This window comes from Faecalimonas hominis, from assembly GCF_054660755.1.
The window spans coordinates 40,031-55,931 of sequence record NZ_BAAHSH010000037.1; the positions used below are offsets into that span (position 1 = coordinate 40,031).

21 protein-coding genes are annotated in these 15,901 nt (G+C 38.1%); 5 read left to right on the forward strand and 16 right to left on the reverse strand.

The window, feature by feature from the left end:
- Nucleotides 1-41 precede the first annotated feature (41 nt).
- The 8 genes from rplS to ACYQ35_RS07160 all read right to left on the reverse strand — a co-directional run bounded on the left by rplS (nucleotide 42) and on the right by ACYQ35_RS07160 (nucleotide 4,968).
- Nucleotides 42-389, reverse strand: a complete 348-nt coding sequence (gene rplS, locus ACYQ35_RS07125; RefSeq protein ID WP_009756910.1) for a 50S ribosomal protein L19 — start codon at nucleotides 387-389, stop codon at nucleotides 42-44.
- A 99-nt stretch (nucleotides 390-488) separates the two neighbouring features.
- The gene (trmD, locus tag ACYQ35_RS07130; protein WP_459831660.1) at nucleotides 489-1,211 is read right to left on the reverse strand and encodes a tRNA (guanosine(37)-N1)-methyltransferase TrmD; all 723 of its coding nucleotides are present in this window, start codon (nucleotides 1,209-1,211) and stop codon (nucleotides 489-491) included.
- 2 nt (nucleotides 1,212-1,213) lie between these two features.
- Nucleotides 1,214-1,720: a ribosome maturation factor RimM gene (rimM, locus tag ACYQ35_RS07135; protein WP_009756908.1), complete on the reverse strand. Its 507-nt coding sequence runs from the start codon at nucleotides 1,718-1,720 to the stop codon at nucleotides 1,214-1,216.
- A gap of 43 nt (nucleotides 1,721-1,763) precedes the next feature.
- Entirely contained in the window at nucleotides 1,764-1,991 is a 228-nt protein-coding gene (locus ACYQ35_RS07140) for a KH domain-containing protein (RefSeq protein WP_009756907.1), read from the reverse strand.
- A gap of 23 nt (nucleotides 1,992-2,014) precedes the next feature.
- Nucleotides 2,015-2,260: a 30S ribosomal protein S16 gene (gene rpsP, locus ACYQ35_RS07145; RefSeq protein ID WP_009756906.1), complete on the reverse strand. Its 246-nt coding sequence runs from the start codon at nucleotides 2,258-2,260 to the stop codon at nucleotides 2,015-2,017.
- Nucleotides 2,261-2,297: 37 nt separating this feature from the next.
- On the reverse strand, nucleotides 2,298-3,647 hold the full coding sequence (gene ffh / locus ACYQ35_RS07150; protein ID WP_009756905.1) for a signal recognition particle protein: 1,350 nt from the start codon (nucleotides 3,645-3,647) through the stop codon (nucleotides 2,298-2,300).
- A 1-nt stretch (nucleotide 3,648) separates the two neighbouring features.
- Entirely contained in the window at nucleotides 3,649-3,990 is a 342-nt protein-coding gene (gene ylxM / locus ACYQ35_RS07155) for a YlxM family DNA-binding protein (RefSeq protein WP_009756904.1), read from the reverse strand.
- Between the two features lie 63 nt (nucleotides 3,991-4,053).
- Entirely contained in the window at nucleotides 4,054-4,968 is a 915-nt protein-coding gene (locus ACYQ35_RS07160; protein WP_009756903.1) for a S8 family peptidase, read from the reverse strand.
- A gap of 151 nt (nucleotides 4,969-5,119) precedes the next feature.
- On the opposite strand from ACYQ35_RS07160, the gene ACYQ35_RS07165 reads away from it, so the two are divergent.
- Nucleotides 5,120-5,356, forward strand: a complete 237-nt coding sequence (locus ACYQ35_RS07165) for a hypothetical protein (RefSeq protein WP_009756902.1) — start codon at nucleotides 5,120-5,122, stop codon at nucleotides 5,354-5,356.
- A gap of 48 nt (nucleotides 5,357-5,404) precedes the next feature.
- Here ACYQ35_RS07165 and ACYQ35_RS07170 read toward each other — a convergent pair whose 3' ends face one another.
- The 7 genes from ACYQ35_RS07170 to ACYQ35_RS07200 all read right to left on the reverse strand — a co-directional run bounded on the left by ACYQ35_RS07170 (nucleotide 5,405) and on the right by ACYQ35_RS07200 (nucleotide 11,450).
- Nucleotides 5,405-6,148, reverse strand: coding sequence for a copper homeostasis protein CutC (locus ACYQ35_RS07170; RefSeq protein ID WP_459831672.1), 744 nt, complete (start codon nucleotides 6,146-6,148; stop codon nucleotides 5,405-5,407).
- Nucleotides 6,149-6,241: 93 nt separating this feature from the next.
- Nucleotides 6,242-7,714, reverse strand: coding sequence for an N-acetylglucosamine-specific PTS transporter subunit IIBC (nagE, locus tag ACYQ35_RS07175; protein WP_459831675.1), 1,473 nt, complete (start codon nucleotides 7,712-7,714; stop codon nucleotides 6,242-6,244).
- Between the two features lie 81 nt (nucleotides 7,715-7,795).
- Complete coding sequence (locus tag ACYQ35_RS07180) at nucleotides 7,796-8,290, reverse strand: PTS sugar transporter subunit IIA (protein ID WP_459831679.1); 495 nt, start codon at nucleotides 8,288-8,290, stop codon at nucleotides 7,796-7,798.
- 16 nt (nucleotides 8,291-8,306) lie between these two features.
- A complete protein-coding gene (gene ptsP, locus ACYQ35_RS07185; RefSeq protein ID WP_459831772.1) occupies nucleotides 8,307-9,926 on the reverse strand; it encodes a phosphoenolpyruvate--protein phosphotransferase in 1,620 nt (539 codons plus the stop codon).
- Nucleotides 9,927-9,956: 30 nt separating this feature from the next.
- Entirely contained in the window at nucleotides 9,957-10,214 is a 258-nt protein-coding gene (locus ACYQ35_RS07190; protein WP_009756897.1) for an HPr family phosphocarrier protein, read from the reverse strand.
- 37 nt (nucleotides 10,215-10,251) lie between these two features.
- Complete coding sequence (locus ACYQ35_RS07195) at nucleotides 10,252-11,070, reverse strand: PRD domain-containing protein (protein WP_459831684.1); 819 nt, start codon at nucleotides 11,068-11,070, stop codon at nucleotides 10,252-10,254.
- A 239-nt stretch (nucleotides 11,071-11,309) separates the two neighbouring features.
- Nucleotides 11,310-11,450 carry a hypothetical protein gene (locus tag ACYQ35_RS07200; RefSeq protein WP_459831689.1) on the reverse strand — a complete coding sequence of 47 codons (141 nt, stop codon included), beginning with the start codon at nucleotides 11,448-11,450 and terminating at the stop codon, nucleotides 11,310-11,312.
- A 104-nt stretch (nucleotides 11,451-11,554) separates the two neighbouring features.
- Here ACYQ35_RS07200 and ACYQ35_RS07205 point away from each other — a divergent pair, with 104 nt between their 5' ends.
- The 3 genes from ACYQ35_RS07205 (at nucleotide 11,555) to truA (ending at nucleotide 13,121) form a co-directional block, all read left to right on the forward strand.
- Nucleotides 11,555-12,028 carry a hypothetical protein gene (locus tag ACYQ35_RS07205; protein WP_459831692.1) on the forward strand — a complete coding sequence of 158 codons (474 nt, stop codon included), beginning with the start codon at nucleotides 11,555-11,557 and terminating at the stop codon, nucleotides 12,026-12,028.
- Nucleotide 12,029: 1 nt separating this feature from the next.
- Nucleotides 12,030-12,308 carry a hypothetical protein gene (locus ACYQ35_RS07210; protein ID WP_009756893.1) on the forward strand — a complete coding sequence of 93 codons (279 nt, stop codon included), beginning with the start codon at nucleotides 12,030-12,032 and terminating at the stop codon, nucleotides 12,306-12,308.
- Between the two features lie 66 nt (nucleotides 12,309-12,374).
- Nucleotides 12,375-13,121, forward strand: coding sequence for a tRNA pseudouridine(38-40) synthase TruA (gene truA / locus ACYQ35_RS07215; protein WP_459831695.1), 747 nt, complete (start codon nucleotides 12,375-12,377; stop codon nucleotides 13,119-13,121).
- 50 nt (nucleotides 13,122-13,171) lie between these two features.
- Here the strand turns inward: truA and ACYQ35_RS07220 are convergent, their stop codons facing one another.
- A complete protein-coding gene (locus ACYQ35_RS07220; RefSeq protein ID WP_459831698.1) occupies nucleotides 13,172-14,026 on the reverse strand; it encodes a patatin-like phospholipase family protein in 855 nt (284 codons plus the stop codon).
- A 212-nt stretch (nucleotides 14,027-14,238) separates the two neighbouring features.
- Between ACYQ35_RS07220 and ACYQ35_RS07225 the strand changes: the two genes are divergently transcribed.
- Complete coding sequence (locus ACYQ35_RS07225; protein WP_009756890.1) at nucleotides 14,239-15,876, forward strand: ABC-F family ATP-binding cassette domain-containing protein; 1,638 nt, start codon at nucleotides 14,239-14,241, stop codon at nucleotides 15,874-15,876.
- Nucleotides 15,877-15,901 lie beyond the last annotated feature (25 nt).

Sequence of the window (15,901 nt, forward strand, 5' to 3'; positions counted from 1 at the left end):
GGACAAGATACACTATTGTATTTGCCCCTCTCTCTCATTTACTATTTTACTAATTCTTTTACTTTCGCTCTCTTACCAACGCGTTCTCTTAAGTAGTTCAATTTAGCTCTTCTTACTTTACCTCTTCTTACTACTTCAACTCTCTCTACGTTTGGTGAGTGTAATGGCCATGTTTTTTCAACGCCGATTCCGTTAGAATTCTTTCTTACTGTAAATGTTGCTCTAGTGCTTCCACCCTGTTTCTTTAATACAGTACCTTCAAAAATCTGAATTCTTTCACGGTTACCTTCTTTGATTTTACCGTAAACTTTTACAGTATCACCTACGTTAAATTCAGGCACTTCTGCTTTTAACTGTTCTGCTTCAATTTTCTTAATAATATCGTTCATCTTGTGTGACCTCCTTATAATTTGGACGTTCTTAATACAACTTTTGTATCAGAGGACCATCTCTGTTCTTCTCACAACGTCAGTAGTGTATCACATTTCTTAACTGTTTGCAAGCATTTTCTTTTCTTTTTCCGTTAATTCCGCTTTCTCCAACAAATCCGGTCTCGCTTTTGCCGTTCGGAGAACGGATTGTTCACGTCTCCATTTTTCTATATTGGCATGATGTCCTGACAATAAAATCTCCGGCACTTTTTTCCCCCGCCATTCTTCCGGACGTGTATACTGGGGATATTCCAAAAGGTTATCCTGAAACGTCTCAAATTCAGCCGACACATTATTGTGCAAAACTCCCGGTATCAGTCTTGAAATAGCGTCTATCATAACCATAGACGGCAGTTCCCCGCCCGTCAGCACATAGTCGCCTATGGAAACGTAATCCGTTACAATTTCCTCTAAAACCCTCTCATCTATCCCCTCATAATGGCCGCATAAAAATACCAGTTCCTCTTCATTCGCAAACTCTTCCGCCATTTCCTGCGAAAATGTTTGTCCCTGAGGGGAAAGATAGATAACTCTCGGCGCTTTTTTACATTTTTCTTCGACAGATTTATATGCAAGATAGACAGGTTCCGCCTGCATTAACATTCCTGCACCACCGCCATATGTATAATCATCTACGCGATTATGCTTATTAACCGCAAAATCTCTTATATTCACCGCCTCAATTGTCAGAAGATTATTTGCAATCGCTCTTCCGATAATACTTGTATTCAATCCGTCCATAACCATGTCCGGAAATAAAGTTAATATATAAAAGTTCATTTTTATACCAATCCTTCTAGCAAATGAATCACCATTTTACTTTTTTCAATATCTACGTTTAAAATACACTGCCTGATTGCAGGAACCAAAACTTCTCCGTGTTTCTCGGAAGAAATGACATACACATCATTTGCCCCTGTTTCAATGACGTCTTTTAATACTCCGAAGAATTCGTCCTCCTCTGTATATACATTCATTCCTATCATATCCGCAATAAAATATTCGTTCTTTTTTAATTTTACCGCATGTTCTCTATCCACAAAAAGGCTTTTGCCTTTATATTTTTCAATATCATTTATATTGTCTATTCCTTTAAATTTCAGAATTGCAAACTGCTTGAAAAATTTCACACCCTGCACTTCCAAAACCATCTTTTCTCTTCCCGTATCAAGGATAACCTGTTTTAATTTTTTGAAACGATTTATATCATCTGTTGTCGGGAAAACTTTTACCTCTCCCCTTACACCATGTGTAGAAGATATAATTCCAACTTGTAATAACTGTTCCATACGTTCTCCTTTTATCTGCACCAAAGTTGCAAATAGACATCGCTTATGCGATGTCTACTACTACTTTCTTGTCTTCTTTTGCAGCTGCTGCTTTTACAACAGAACGAATTGCTTTTGCAATACGACCTTGTTTTCCAATCACTTTACCCATGTCAGCATCTGCCACGCGTACTTCGATTACAATTGTCTTTCCTTCTGTTTTTTCTGTAACAACAACACTGTCAGGGTCATCTACCAATGCTTTCGCAATTACTTCTACTAATTCTCTCATTACGCGTACCTCCGCGAGTCAGATTATTTTTCAATTCCTGCTGCTTTAAAGATTTTTCCAACTGTTTCTGTAGGCTGTGCACCGTTCTGTAACCATTTTTTAGCGGCTTCTTCGTCTACTTTGAATACACTTGGGTTTTGGTTTGGATCATATGTTCCGATTTCATCGATAAATCTACCATCTCTTGGTGATCTAGCGTCTGCTACTACGATACGATAAAAAGGAGCTTTTTTCTGTCCCATTCTTTTTAATCTAATTTTTACTGCCATTTCATTCACCTCTTCTTAAAATTCTTTTATCTATGTGTTAAAAAGGAAATCTGAATTTACCTTTCTTACCACCTTTGCCACCCATCAGTCCCGGAATCTGTTTCATCATTTTTTTAGACTGTTCAAACTGTTTTACCAGTCTGTTCACTTCACTTATATCCACACCTGCACCTTTTGCAATTCTGTGCTTTCTCGACGGATTTAAAATATCCGGATTCTGACGTTCTTTTACTGTCATTGAGTAAATAATCGCCTCAATTCTAGCCATTTTCTTCTCATTCTCTTCGGAATCCAAGTCTTTCAACTGATTTCCCTTCACTCCCGGCATCATACTCAATATGCTTGAAAGCCCGCCCATATTTCTCATCTGTTTCATACTTTCTAAGTAATCCTCAAAATCAAACTGAGCTTTTTTCATTTTCTGAGCCATCTGTTTTGCTTTGTCTTCATCAATCTCAGCACTTGCCTTTTCGATGAGACTAAGCACATCGCCCATTCCTAAAATACGCGAAGCCATTCTGTCAGGATAAAACTGTTCTAAATCCGATAATTTTTCTCCCATACCGACATAAAAAATCGGTTTTCCGGTTACTGCTCGAATAGATAAAGCCGCACCGCCTCGGGTATCACCGTCCAATTTCGTAACGATTACGCCGTCAATTCCAATCTTGTCATTGAACGTCCCCGCTACATTTACAGCGTCCTGTCCCGTCATGGCATCTACCACTAATATCGTCTGATGTACGGTAACTGCTTCTTTGATTTGCTGCAGTTCTTCCATCATCTCTTCATCAACATGAAGACGACCTGCCGTATCCAAAATCACGATGTTATTGCCATTTTTTGCCGCATGTTCCAATGCTGCTTTTGCGATATTCACAGGTTTATGGTTCTCACCCATTGTAAAAACTTCAACACCCTGTTTCTCGCCATTTACCTGCAACTGTTTAATTGCCGCAGGACGATATACATCACAGGCAACAAGCAGTGGTTTCTTCCCTTTAAGTTTAAACTTTCCTGCAAGTTTTGCTGTTGTCGTCGTCTTACCTGCACCCTGAAGACCTGCCATCATAATAACTGTTGTGGCCTGCCCGGGTTCTAATTTAATCTCTGTTGTCTCGGAACCCATAAGTTTTACAAGTTCTTCATTTACAATTTTGATTACCATCTGCCCAGGATTCAACCCGCTCATTACGTCCTGTCCAACCGCACGTTCCTGAACGTCTTTTATAAATCCTTTGACTACTTTGAAGTTTACGTCCGCCTCTAAAAGAGCCATTTTAACCTCTCGCAATGCCGTCTTCACGTCATCTTCCGTCAGGCGTCCTTTACTTCTTAAGTTTTTAAATACATTCTGTAGTTTCTCTGTTAAACTGTCAAACGCCATACTATAACTCCTCCAGGATTTCTGTTGATATTTTCTTAATATTGTCTATCAACATTCCCATCTCTGTCTGTTCTGCTTCCAAAACTTCATTAATCTGATGAACCTTTTCCTTTATCGCCAAAAACTTCTCTACTAAATGTAGTTTCGCTTCATAGCCGGCTAACGTCTTATTGCACCGCTTTATCAAGTCATGAACACCCTGCCTGCTGATTCCTTCGCTTGATGCAATCTCACTCAAAGATAAATCTTCCAATATAAACTGTTCATAAATATTCTTTTGATGTTCATTCAGCAATTCACCGTAAAAATCATACAATAAAGCCTGCTCTAAAATGTTATTCATTTTCATCACCTTTAGTATAATACATTATATTCAAATTGGTGTCAAGTATTTTTTCTTGACACTTTATTTTACTGACAGCAGTTTTTTTATGTTGAGTTCTCCCCACCCCTGCTGGTTTTTGCATTTACCTAAATCTACACAGGTCTGACGCAGTCTTAATTTCACTTCCACATTTGTCATTTCGGGATATTTTGACAAAAGTAATGCCACTGCTCCCGATACAACAGGCGTTGCCATAGACGTTCCGCTTTTATGCGTATACGCCCTTCCTTTTTTTCCATATCTGCTATTGCAGGAATAAATTTTTGATCCCGGTGCTACCAAATCCGGTTTCATAACACATTCCTCCGTAGGCCCTCTCCCTGAATAGTCCTGAAGAGGTCCCTCTATAGTAAAAAGTTCTATTCCATCATCGGAAGCGCCTACGGTAATTACCTTTTTGCTTACTCCCGGAACTGTGATGCTCTGTCTTTTTGGTCCATAATTACCTGCCGCAACTACAACGACCATTCCTCTGTTCCACAATTCTTCTACCGCTGTGAGCAATTTTTCTTCCTCGGCTTTTTCCGTATTGGGAAGTGTTCCGACAGAAATATTTACTACTCTTATGTTATATTTTTCGCTATTTTGTAATATCCATTTAATCCCTTCTATAACATAAGTAATTTCCCCATTCCCTCTTTTATCCAACACTTTTAATGGAATCAGATTGCATTTTGGCGCGATTCCGCTGTAAACACCATCGGATAATTTTCCGCTTCCACCTATAATGCCCGCAATGTGTGTCCCATGACCATTATCATCATAGAGCATTTCCTGCTTGTTTACAAAATCTTTAAAATAAGTAATTCTGCTGTCAAAATCAGGGTGCAGTGCAATACCTGTATCCAATACGGCAACCCCTATCCCTTCGCCTTCCACTCTGTAACTTTTCGTATCTTCACACCAATAGGAAACCTTCTCTTTTACCTGTTCCATTTTTATTACCCTTTTTGTTTAATTTATTCATGTACACGCAGTTTTGCAATAAAAGAAAAATATTTTCATTCTTTTTTCCTTTTTAAGAAACATAAATAACCCCTCTCACATATCATAACATTGTAAATAAACAATTTATGGAGGCTTTAATATGAGCGATTTAAGTGCAACAAACTGTGGCTGTGGCTGTAACGAAGGAAGAGAATGTGGATTTAACAACAATTCATGCCTGTGGATTATCCTGCTTTTATTCTTCTGTGGCGGAAATAATGGCTGTGGTAATTTTAACAACGGCGGAAATGACTGCTGTCTTTTAATCTTATTACTTTTATTCTGCTGTGGCGGTAACGGATTCGGAAACAACAATGGCGGTTGTGGCTGCTGTTAATAATTTCTGGCAGAAAATCGGGGAATTCATCACGAATTCCCCTGCTTTCTATAAACTATCTAAAACTCTTCTCGCCTTGCGAACGCGCTCTTCACTCGTTCTCCATATCTCATACTCACTCATGGAAGCCAATCCCATATTTACGTCCGGATTTCTATATTGCATCTCACTTTCCAGAGAGAGTTTTCCTGACATATGATATGATGTTGCATTTGTTTCTCTATAAAGAGACTCGATTACATTTCCGTCAACACCGCCTCCAACAAGAATTTCTATTTTATTTTCACTTTTTTCCACCAACTGTTTCAAAAGTTCTGTGCCTTCTGCCGCACAATTCTTCTGCCCCGACGTCAGTATTGTATCAATTCCAAGTTCTTTTGCCTGTTCTAATGTTTCCAGCGGATTTTTACACATATCAAATGCTCTGTGTAAAGTCACTTTCATTTCTCCCGCCTCTTCCATAAGTTCTTTCATCTGATTCATATTCAGATTCCCGTCCGGTGTAAGACTTCCGATAACAACTCCGTCTGCTCCTAACTGTCGAAACATTCTCACTTCCTCTTTTAATATTTCATGCTCATACTCCGTATAACAGAAATCACCAAATCTGGTTCTCAGCAATGTTCTGATTGGTATATTCACCGTTTCTCTTATCTTCTGAAACAGTGCTTTTGATGGCGATAACCCACCGATAACCAATCCACTGCACAATTCTATTCTGTCTGCCCCTCCCGCTTTTGCTGCCACGGCAGATTCCACTGAATCTACACAACATTCTAATACGCTTTTCATACTGTCCTCCTTGCTTCCAAAGTAAAAAGAATAAGGAAATGCTATCCTGCATTTCCTTATTCTCCGGTTATGTATTTTCCCTAATTATAGGAATTATTTACATAATAATTTGAATTCATCTGCAACGTGCTGTACCTGTGTTCCGATGATTACCTGTACGCTTGTTTTTCCAGGACGGATTACACCTGCAACACCTGCTGTTTTAATTTTCTTTTCGTTTACTAAAGTATTGTCTTTAACTTCAAGACGAAGTCTTGTAATACAGTTATCAATAGAAGTAACGTTTTCTTTTCCGCCTAAACCTTCTAAGATGATTTTTGCAACTTCTGTAAAGTCATTGTTTGCTAAAACTGCTTTTGATTCTGCTTCCACATCATCATCGTCTTCTCTACCCGGAGTTTTTAAATCAAACTTTGTGATAGCAAAACGGAATACTACGTAGAAGATAATGAATGCAGCAATACCTAAAGGAATGATCATCCATGTCTTCTGAGCAGCCGGTAATGAAGATGAGAAGAATAAGTCAGTTGCACCTGCTGAGAATAAAAATCCTGCACGGAATCCTAAAGCTGCAGTAACTGCTACGAAAATACCGTATAATAAAGCATATACTACATATAATGCCGGTGCCAAGAACATGAAACCAAATTCGAATGGTTCTGTAACACCACAAAGGAATGCACAAACAGCTGCTGAAGCAACTAAACCGATTGCAACTTTTTTCTTGTTGTCTTTTGCTGTGTGAATCATAGCTAAAGCAGCACCAGGAACACCAAACATCATACATGGGAAGAATCCTGACATGTACATACCTAAACTCCAAGAAACATCTGCTGATGTTTTTCCAGCCCAGAATGCCTGTAAATCACCAAGTCCGATTGTATCAAACCAGAATACGTTGTTCAATGCGTGATGTAAACCTGTTGGGATTAACAAACGGTTTAAGAATGCGTAGATACCAGCACCTACTGCATCTAATTTCACGATTGATTCACCAATTGTAACAAGACCAGCGAAAATAATTGGCCATACGAATAACAATACTGCTGATGTCAAGATAGAAACAACACCTGCAACGATTGCTACGCTACGTTTTCCACTAAAGAATGCAAGCCATGAAGGTAATTTTGTTCCTTTGAACTTGTTGTAGCAAGTAGAACCAATAATACCGGAAATAATACCGATAAATGGGTTAGCAATTTTCTGGAATGCAAGTAAATATTTTGCATTTTCAGCAACTGATGGTCTGATAACTGTTACTACACCTTCTGAAAGAAGTGTTGTAATCATTAACCAAGATACCATAGCAGCAAGTCCTGCTGTACCATCATTATCGTCTGACATACCAACACCAACACCGATTGCAAACAGGATAGCCATGTTATCAATTAACGCTCCTCCTGCTTTAACAAGAAACATACCAATGATTTCTTTCATACCATTGATATCACCACCCTGCATAGTTGCAGGACATAAAAAGTACCCGATACCCATAAGGATACCACAGATAGGTAAGCATGCTACTGGAAGCATTAATGCTTTACCAAGTTTTTGAAGATATTTCATAACTCTTTCCTCCTTTTCTCTCATTTCTCATGATTATCTTCTCTTATATAAAACCTCGTATGACGAAGTTCAATACCTGTACTATTTGATGATCGTCATCACTTCATCTTTCGTATTTACCGTTTTTCCTGTTGTAGTTTTGATTTCACTATAATCAGCAGTATTACAGATAATTACCGGAGACACTACTTCTAAACCTGCATTTTTGATTGCTTCAATGTCAAATTCCAATAATAAATCTCCCACTTTTACCTTATCACCGGCTGCCACATGTTCTTTGAACGGTTCACCTTTCAATGTAACCGTATCCAATCCTACATGAACAAGAATTTCAATTCCGCTCTCGGATTTCATTGAGATTGCATGTTTTGTATCAAAAACCATTTCTATTGTTGCATCAATTGGAGCATATACTTTCCCAACAGACGGAACAATCGCAATACCTTTTCCTAAAATTTCTTCGCCAAAAGTAGGATCACTCACTTTTGCAAGTTCGATTGCCTCTCCCTCGATTGGAGCATATAAAACTTCTCCTTTTTTACCAAATCCTAATTTCTCTTTTAATGAACCTAGCATTTCTTTCTCCTCTTCTTTACTTCATTTCCCGAATGATTTTTCTCAATTTCAAAATCATGGACGGAGCGACTGACAATTCATCTACTCCCATTTTAACAAATGTTTCCGTCAACTCTGTATCTGCACCGAGTTCCCCACAGATTCCTGTCCATTTACCCGCTTTATGCGAATTGTCTACAACCATCTGAATCATTTTCAGAACGGCTTTATGATGCGGATTGTAGAAAGAATCTAATTTTTCATTCTGACGGTCAATCGCAAGTGTATACTGAGTCAAATCATTTGTACCTATACTGAAGAAATCTACCATCTCAGCCAGTTCATCGCTAATCATAACCGCCGCAGGAGTTTCTATCATCACGCCCTCTTCCACATCTTTATATGGAATATCGCATTCGTAAAGTTCTTTTTTTACTTCTGCCACAATCCGCTGAATCTTCTCCACTTCCTCCACAGATGTAATCATCGGATACATAATGGAAATATTGCCATATGTGGACGCTCTGAAAATTGCTCTTAATTGTGTTTTGAAGATTTCCGGCTGTGAAAGGCAGATACGGATTGCTCTGTAACCAAGTGCAGGATTTTCTTCTTCACCTAAGTCCAGATAGTCAGCCTGCTTATCAGCGCCAATATCCAATGTTCTGATAATCACTTTCTTGCCTGCCATATTCTGCGCAACCTGTTTGTATGCCTGGAATTGTTCTTCTTCGCTCGGAAGTTCATTGCGGCCTATATATAAGAATTCACTTCTAAATAAACCGATTCCTCCTGCATCATTTTCCAAAACATATCCCACATCGGAAGCACTTCCGATATTAGCGTAAATTTCAATTTTCTTTCCGCCAAGTGTTATGTTTTCTTTTCCCTTTAATTCTAAAAGTAATCTTGTTTTTTCTTCTTCTTCGGCAATTTTTGTTAAAGTGGCATTTCTCACTTCTTCTGTCGGCTCTAAAGTCATCTCACCTTCAAAACCGTCTACAACCGCTTCCATGCCTGTCTTTAACTCTTCTAAATTCATATCTACGCCAATCAGCGCCGGAATATTCATCATACGCGCTAAAATAGCCGTATGGGAATTTGTCGAACCATGTACCGTAACAAAAGCAAGTATTTTTTCTTTATCCATCTGCACGGTTTCACTTGGAGTCAAATCATCTGCAACTACAATTACAGGCTCATCAAAGTCCATATCATTTTCTTCGCCGCCGATAAGGTTTTGTACAAGTCTTTCTGAAATATCTTTAATGTCTGCCGCTCTTGCACGCATGTAATCATCGTCCATACTTGCAAACATCTCTGAAAAACTGTCTCCTGCGGAAGCAACCGCGTATTCAGCATTCACTTCCTGAGTGCGTATGATATTTTCAATTGCCTCGTTAAAATCGGCATCGTCCAACATCATCTGATGCACTTCAAAAATCGCAGCGCTCGCCTCTCCCACTTCTTTTAAAGCCTTTTCATATAATTTCTGTAACTGGGCACAGGCAAGTTCTTTTGCCTGACTCACTCTCCCGATTTCCCCTTCTACATCGTCTGCCTTTGTTCGTTTGACAACGTAGTCATTTTTCTTTAACACGGAAATCTTACCGAGAGCAATTCCTTTATAAACTGATTTTCCTTTTAAACATTCCATATTTCCTGTTTCCATCGCCTCTTGTAAATCTTATAAATTTGCTTCAAAAAATGCTTTCACACCTTCAAATGCTGTATCTTCGTCTTCACCCTCTACAGAAACTTCCACAGTCTGTCCACATTTTACCGCCAATGACATAACTGCCATAAGTCTTGTTGCCTCTGCTGATTTACCCTCTTTTGTAATTGTAATTACACTCGTATAGTTCTTTGCTTCTTTCGCAAGCATTCCTGCCGGTCTCGCATGAATTCCTAATTCATCTTTAATTGTGTACTCAAATTTTTTCATTGTTCTTAACTCCTTTTTAACTCTTTTTGTATATCATTTATGGAATAATGATCGTTTGAATATGTACCGCAAGAAAACCTTCTTCTTCTCTTATAACCGGCACTTCTAATTTTCTTTCCACTTCTCTGCATATGTGGCGTGCAATCATGCCTGCTTTTGCATACTTTTCCTCAACAAATTGATTCAAATCTATATTGATTTTTTCTTTTGCCTTAGATCTTGCAATCATATAATACAGATGACTCATCAGCCTGATGCCGCCCAATGATTCACGGCTGATATGCTGATCAAGCATCTTTTCTATATCCAACATACATTCATCAATAATTTGTGTAATCTTAAGTGTCTCTGACACTTCCGCATCAGACAATCCCGAGTGAACGTGCAATGCAATAAATCCCGCCTCGTCATCTGTAATTCTGTAGCCCGTCATCTCTTCAATAATTTCACGGCTTTTTACAACCACTGTATACTCTTTCCCAAACAACGCTTTAATATCTGCAATAAAAGGATTTGGAAGATAAATATTCTCCTCTGCTCTCTTCGCTGCAAACGCAATATGATCCGCTAACGGAATCAATATATCCGGATTGATTGTTTTGAAAACGACTTGCGCTTCATCAATAACCCGTTCTGCCGCCTCTAAATATTTTGGTTCAATACCTTTCACAGCATTGATTACCGAACGTTCATTTTCCCTGACTGCCAAAGTGTAGATCTTCGCATCTTTGATTGCAGTAAATGTATCGCCTGGTTTTTTTCCAAACCCAATCCCTTTTCCCACTAAGATTCTTTCACCCTCATCGTGTTTCGCAAGAAAGGCATTGTTATTCAACAATTTTATAATTTGATACATGAACCGAACTCCTTCACTTCTTCAATTAAAAAAGACATAAACATATTCTAATAATCCAACCGCCACTATTATGCAATTGAACTACGGAATAGTTTATGCCTGCTTATCAGTAACACACTATTATCTGCACTCTCGATTATCTTTTTTAACTATATCATATTGTAACAATATAGGCAAGTTGTATTTTTTACGAAAGCATCATCATTTTTTTGTCGAGATTGCACAAATAATATTTAATATTATGAGTTTTGTTCTTCCTTTTTTTTGTTTTGCAAATTCTTTTTTTCTCCCTCGTTTTGTTTTTCTGAAAGTTTTTTCTTAAGCATACAGTTTTCGTCCAGTTCATATACCGCATTTCCGTCAATAATCAGTTTTCTCATTTCTTTTCGCTCCTTTCACTCTCCTGTTATTACTATATGAGCATTTCATATTTTTGATTTTTTATTCATATATATCTACAACGTTACATTTTTAAGGAGTGCTAATGGACGAAACGATAACAGATAAAATGACGCCCTTTGACAGGATCATTTCATCGAAAGAATTGCAAATGATGAAATTAATCATTCCTTATACACCTCCGGCGAACCAACATATGCTGGCAGTCTATGTGAAATTTCTGGAATTGAAGCGTACGATGACCATGTTTCGTCAGACTCATCAAAACATACATACTCAGACCTTTGAAAAAACCATCTCTTCCCCTCTGGATATTATTGACGAAATTCGTCCCTATCTGTCCGAAACGGAGAGAAATTCAATAGACTCTATTTTAAATGTATTTAATATGATGCAGATGCTCTCCACTATGGAGCAAATGTCTTCTGACGCGGGAACTTTCAATCCAATGGATATGGTAAAAGAGATGCTCACACCGGAACAGCAGAATATGTTTGAGATGTACAGTACGATGTTTCAGGAAAATGAAGATAATCAAAATGAGGAAGGAGATTCTTAATATGGAAGATTGGCTGAACCGCCCGGAATTGAAACAAATCGATCCCGTCAAATTAGAATTAATGAAAACAGTTATTACAAAAACAAAAGGAAAATCAGGAAATGATTTAGCCCCTATTTTGCTTTCATTGATTATGACTGCAAATAAAAAGGGAATACGTTTCTCCACTGATGAAATTACTTTTATTATGGATTTAATGAAAGAGGGAAAAACTTCCGATGAACAGGCTCGCATCGACAAAACAGCACAAATGATTCAATCGGCACTAAAGAAAAAATAAAATCGACATTTCTTATAAAAATCTGTTATACTGAAACAAATTCAATGTACAAAGGAGTTCTTTACAATGCGAAATATAAAATTAACACTTGAATATGACGGAAGCCGCTACCAGGGCTGGCAGAGACTTGGCAAAAATGAGTCTTCCAATACGATTGCGAATAAAATCATAGAAGTAATTAAAAAAATGACAAACGAAGACGTGGAACTTTTCTGCGGTGCAAGAACTGAAGTCGGTATACACGCATACGCGCAAATTGTCAACTTCAAGACAACTTCCGACATGAAACTTGGGGAAATCAAACAGTATTTAAACCGCTATCTTCCGATGGACATTGCCGTTACCGATATTGAGGAAAAACCGGAACGTTTTCATGCTTCTTTAAACGCCACATCAAAGATTTATATGTACCGCATGGCAATCGGAGAAGTGCCGAGTGTTTTTGAACGCAAATATACTTATTATGTTTTCAAAAAACCTGATGTCGATGTCATGAAACAGGCCGCCCTTCTTCTTGTCGGTAAACATGATTTCAAAAATTTTTCCACAGTAAAGAAAAGCAAATCGACTGTCAAAGAAATATACGACATCGATATTTATACTGATGATGAGGAAATTCAAATCACATTACATGCCAACGATTTTCTGCACAACATGGCTCGTATGGTTATCGGCACTTTAATTGACATTGGACTTGGAAACCGCAAAAAAGAAGAGATAGAGGATATTTTTAACCCGGAATCTTCCGTGCAGGCAAGTTCACCGTGTGACGCAAAAGGTTTGTATTTGCAGGAAGTATTGTACGAGAGATAAGTTAAAAAGGGAATGCGACTCACCGCATTCCCCTTCCATAGTTATCCGCTCTATCCAAGATATTCTGTCAACTCATCATATCTTCTTTCCATTTCCTCATGGCCATGTCTGTAAAATTCTTCTAATTTTTCCATATTTCTTTCCAATCTGGAAATCATTGCAACTTCCGGACGAATCACAAATATTTTTCCTTCTTCTTCCAACTGCTCAATCTTATCCATTGTCCGATTATATATTACAGGACGTTTTATCAGCGTTTTTACAAGTTCGGGATATTTTTTGTAGGCTGACTCATACAGTTTCCTCTTCGCTTTTGTGACGAATTTCTTTCTGTAACCTTTATTTTTCGTCAGGACAATGACCATTTTTTTATTGCCATACTTCATCGCTCTTCTTATTGGAATGGAATCCGATAATCCACCGTCCAAATATGGAATTCCATCTATATTGACAATCGGCGAAATCAGAGGCATGCTGCTGGAAGCACGGCAGATTTTCATCAACTGCTCCTTACTATCTCTCGAATCCATATATTCCGCCTTTCCCGTAAGGCAGTTAGTTGTTACCCATTCCGTATATATATCCGAGTTAAAATAAGTATCATAGTCAAAAGGAAAAATCTCATTTGGAAATTTATCAAAAATCATATCCATATTAAGCAGGCTTTTTTCTTTAATAAACTTCCGTATTCCCATGTAATAATCGTACTCGTCTTCCTGATGTATCATGCACTTTTTCGTTCTCTCAATTTGTCGGGAAACATAGTTTACTCCATTACAAGTCCCCGCAGAAACACCTACGACATGGGAGAAATACAAATCCTTTTCCATGAGGTAGTCCAACACTCCTGATGTAAACACTCCCCTTACTGCTCCGCCTTCCAAAATCAAAGTTCCTTTTTTCATCTATATCACTCCCCATTTTTTTATTTTTCTAAATTATATACCCATTTTTCTTTCGTGCAAACATATTTTTCAAATTTTACTTTATTTTTAGAATTATAGTTTTTCTCATCAAAACTTTTGTAAACCTTGCCATTTTACTGCTCTCATGCTAAGATAAGCGTTGGAATAATTATTATTAGGAAACAATATTTTAAAATAAAGGAGAGTCCATTATGATTAGTGCAAATAATGTCACATTGCGTCTTGGCAAAAAAGCCTTATTTGAAGATGTAAATATTAAATTCACCGCCGGCAACTGCTACGGAATGATCGGAGCTAACGGTGCGGGAAAATCTACTTTCTTAAAAATCCTCTCAGGACAAATTGAACCGACAAGCGGTGAAGTAGTTATTTCCCCGGGCGAACGTCTTTCTTTCTTGCAGCAGGATCACTTTAAATATGATGATTATCTTGTACTTGATACCGTTATTATGGGAAATGCAAGATTGTATGAGATTATGAAAGAAAAAGAAGAAATTTACGCTAAAGAAGATTTCACTGACGAAGACGGCATGAAAGCCAGTGAATTGGAAGGCGAGTTTGCTTCCATGAACGGTTGGGAAGCGGAATCTGATGCTGCAACTTTATTGAACGGTCTTGGAATCGAGACAGATTTACACTACAAATACTTAAGAGACTTGACAGGTGCCGAGAAAGTCAAAGTACTTCTCGCTCAGGCTTTGTTTGGAAACCCTGACATTCTTCTTCTCGACGAGCCTACAAACCACTTGGATCTAGACGCTATTGCATGGTTGGAAGAATTTTTAATCAACTTTGAAAATACGGTTATCGTTGTATCTCACGACAGATATTTCTTGAATAAAGTATGTACACAGATTGCTGATATTGACTACGGTAAAATCCAACTTTACGCAGGTAACTATGACTTCTGGTATGAATCAAGCCAGTTAATTATCCGTCAGATGAAAGAAGCAAACCGCAAGAAAGAAGAAAAAATCAAAGAATTACAGGAATTTATTTCCCGTTTCAGCGCCAACGCTTCAAAATCCAAACAGGCTACATCACGTAAAAAGGCTTTGGAAAAAATTCAACTTGACGATATTCGTCCTTCCAGTCGTAAATATCCTTACATCGACTTCAGACCAAACCGCGAAATCGGAAACGAAGTTCTTACGGTTGAAAACCTTTCCAAAACAATTGACGGTGTAAAAGTTTTGGACAACCTTTCCTTTACAATTACACGTGAGGAAAAAGTTGCATTCGTCGGCGGAAATGAATTTGCCAAAACAGTATTATTCAAAATTTTAGCCGGTGAAATGGAAGCCGATGAAGGTACTTATAAATGGGGTGTTACGACTACACAGGCATACTTCCCTAAAGACAGTTCTAAAGAATTTGACAACGATTACACAATCGTTGACTGGCTTACACAATATTCAGAGAACAAAGATGCAACTTATGTTCGCGGTTTCTTGGGCAGAATGCTCTTTGCCGGAGAAGACGGTGTGAAGAAGGTAAAAGTTCTTTCCGGTGGAGAAAAGGTACGATGTCTCTTATCTAAGATGATGATTTCAGGGGCAAACATCTTAATTTTAGACGAGCCGACTGACCACCTGGATATGGAATCCATCACTGCCTTAAACAACGGATTGATCAAATTCCCGGGTGTGATTTTATTTGCTTCCCGTGACCACCAGATTGTGCAGACAACCGCAAACCGTATTATGGAAATTGTTCCGGGCGGTAAATTAATCGACAAAATCACAACTTACGATGAATATCTCGCAAGTGATGAAATGGCAAGAAAACGCCAGACTTACTCTGTGGATAATTCTGAAGTAGATAACTAATACAAAAGCGTTATGCAGTCACTTA

Excerpts from the sequence above, each read along its gene's own strand:
- rplS (WP_009756910.1), bottom strand. The coding sequence starts at position 389 with ATGAACGATATTATTAAGAAAATTGAAGCAGAACAGTTAAAAGCAGAA.
- trmD (WP_459831660.1), bottom strand. The coding sequence starts at position 1,211 with ATGAACTTTTATATATTAACTTTATTTCCGGACATGGTTATGGACGGA.
- rimM (WP_009756908.1), bottom strand. The coding sequence starts at position 1,720 with ATGGAACAGTTATTACAAGTTGGAATTATATCTTCTACACATGGTGTA.
- ACYQ35_RS07140 (WP_009756907.1), bottom strand. The coding sequence starts at position 1,991 with ATGAGAGAATTAGTAGAAGTAATTGCGAAAGCATTGGTAGATGACCCT.
- rpsP (WP_009756906.1), bottom strand. The coding sequence starts at position 2,260 with ATGGCAGTAAAAATTAGATTAAAAAGAATGGGACAGAAAAAAGCTCCT.
- ffh (WP_009756905.1), bottom strand. The coding sequence starts at position 3,647 with ATGGCGTTTGACAGTTTAACAGAGAAACTACAGAATGTATTTAAAAAC.
- ylxM (WP_009756904.1), bottom strand. The coding sequence starts at position 3,990 with ATGAATAACATTTTAGAGCAGGCTTTATTGTATGATTTTTACGGTGAA.
- ACYQ35_RS07160 (WP_009756903.1), bottom strand. The coding sequence starts at position 4,968 with ATGGAACAGGTAAAAGAGAAGGTTTCCTATTGGTGTGAAGATACGAAA.
- ACYQ35_RS07165 (WP_009756902.1), top strand. The coding sequence starts at position 5,120 with ATGAGCGATTTAAGTGCAACAAACTGTGGCTGTGGCTGTAACGAAGGA.
- ACYQ35_RS07170 (WP_459831672.1), bottom strand. The coding sequence starts at position 6,148 with ATGAAAAGCGTATTAGAATGTTGTGTAGATTCAGTGGAATCTGCCGTG.
- nagE (WP_459831675.1), bottom strand. The coding sequence starts at position 7,714 with ATGAAATATCTTCAAAAACTTGGTAAAGCATTAATGCTTCCAGTAGCA.
- ACYQ35_RS07180 (WP_459831679.1), bottom strand. The coding sequence starts at position 8,290 with ATGCTAGGTTCATTAAAAGAGAAATTAGGATTTGGTAAAAAAGGAGAA.
- ptsP (WP_459831772.1), bottom strand. The coding sequence starts at position 9,926 with ATGGAATGTTTAAAAGGAAAATCAGTTTATAAAGGAATTGCTCTCGGT.
- ACYQ35_RS07190 (WP_009756897.1), bottom strand. The coding sequence starts at position 10,214 with ATGAAAAAATTTGAGTACACAATTAAAGATGAATTAGGAATTCATGCG.
- ACYQ35_RS07195 (WP_459831684.1), bottom strand. The coding sequence starts at position 11,070 with ATGTATCAAATTATAAAATTGTTGAATAACAATGCCTTTCTTGCGAAA.
- ACYQ35_RS07200 (WP_459831689.1), bottom strand. The coding sequence starts at position 11,450 with ATGAGAAAACTGATTATTGACGGAAATGCGGTATATGAACTGGACGAA.
- ACYQ35_RS07205 (WP_459831692.1), top strand. The coding sequence starts at position 11,555 with ATGGACGAAACGATAACAGATAAAATGACGCCCTTTGACAGGATCATT.
- ACYQ35_RS07210 (WP_009756893.1), top strand. The coding sequence starts at position 12,030 with ATGGAAGATTGGCTGAACCGCCCGGAATTGAAACAAATCGATCCCGTC.
- truA (WP_459831695.1), top strand. The coding sequence starts at position 12,375 with ATGCGAAATATAAAATTAACACTTGAATATGACGGAAGCCGCTACCAG.
- ACYQ35_RS07220 (WP_459831698.1), bottom strand. The coding sequence starts at position 14,026 with ATGAAAAAAGGAACTTTGATTTTGGAAGGCGGAGCAGTAAGGGGAGTG.
- ACYQ35_RS07225 (WP_009756890.1), top strand. The coding sequence starts at position 14,239 with ATGATTAGTGCAAATAATGTCACATTGCGTCTTGGCAAAAAAGCCTTA.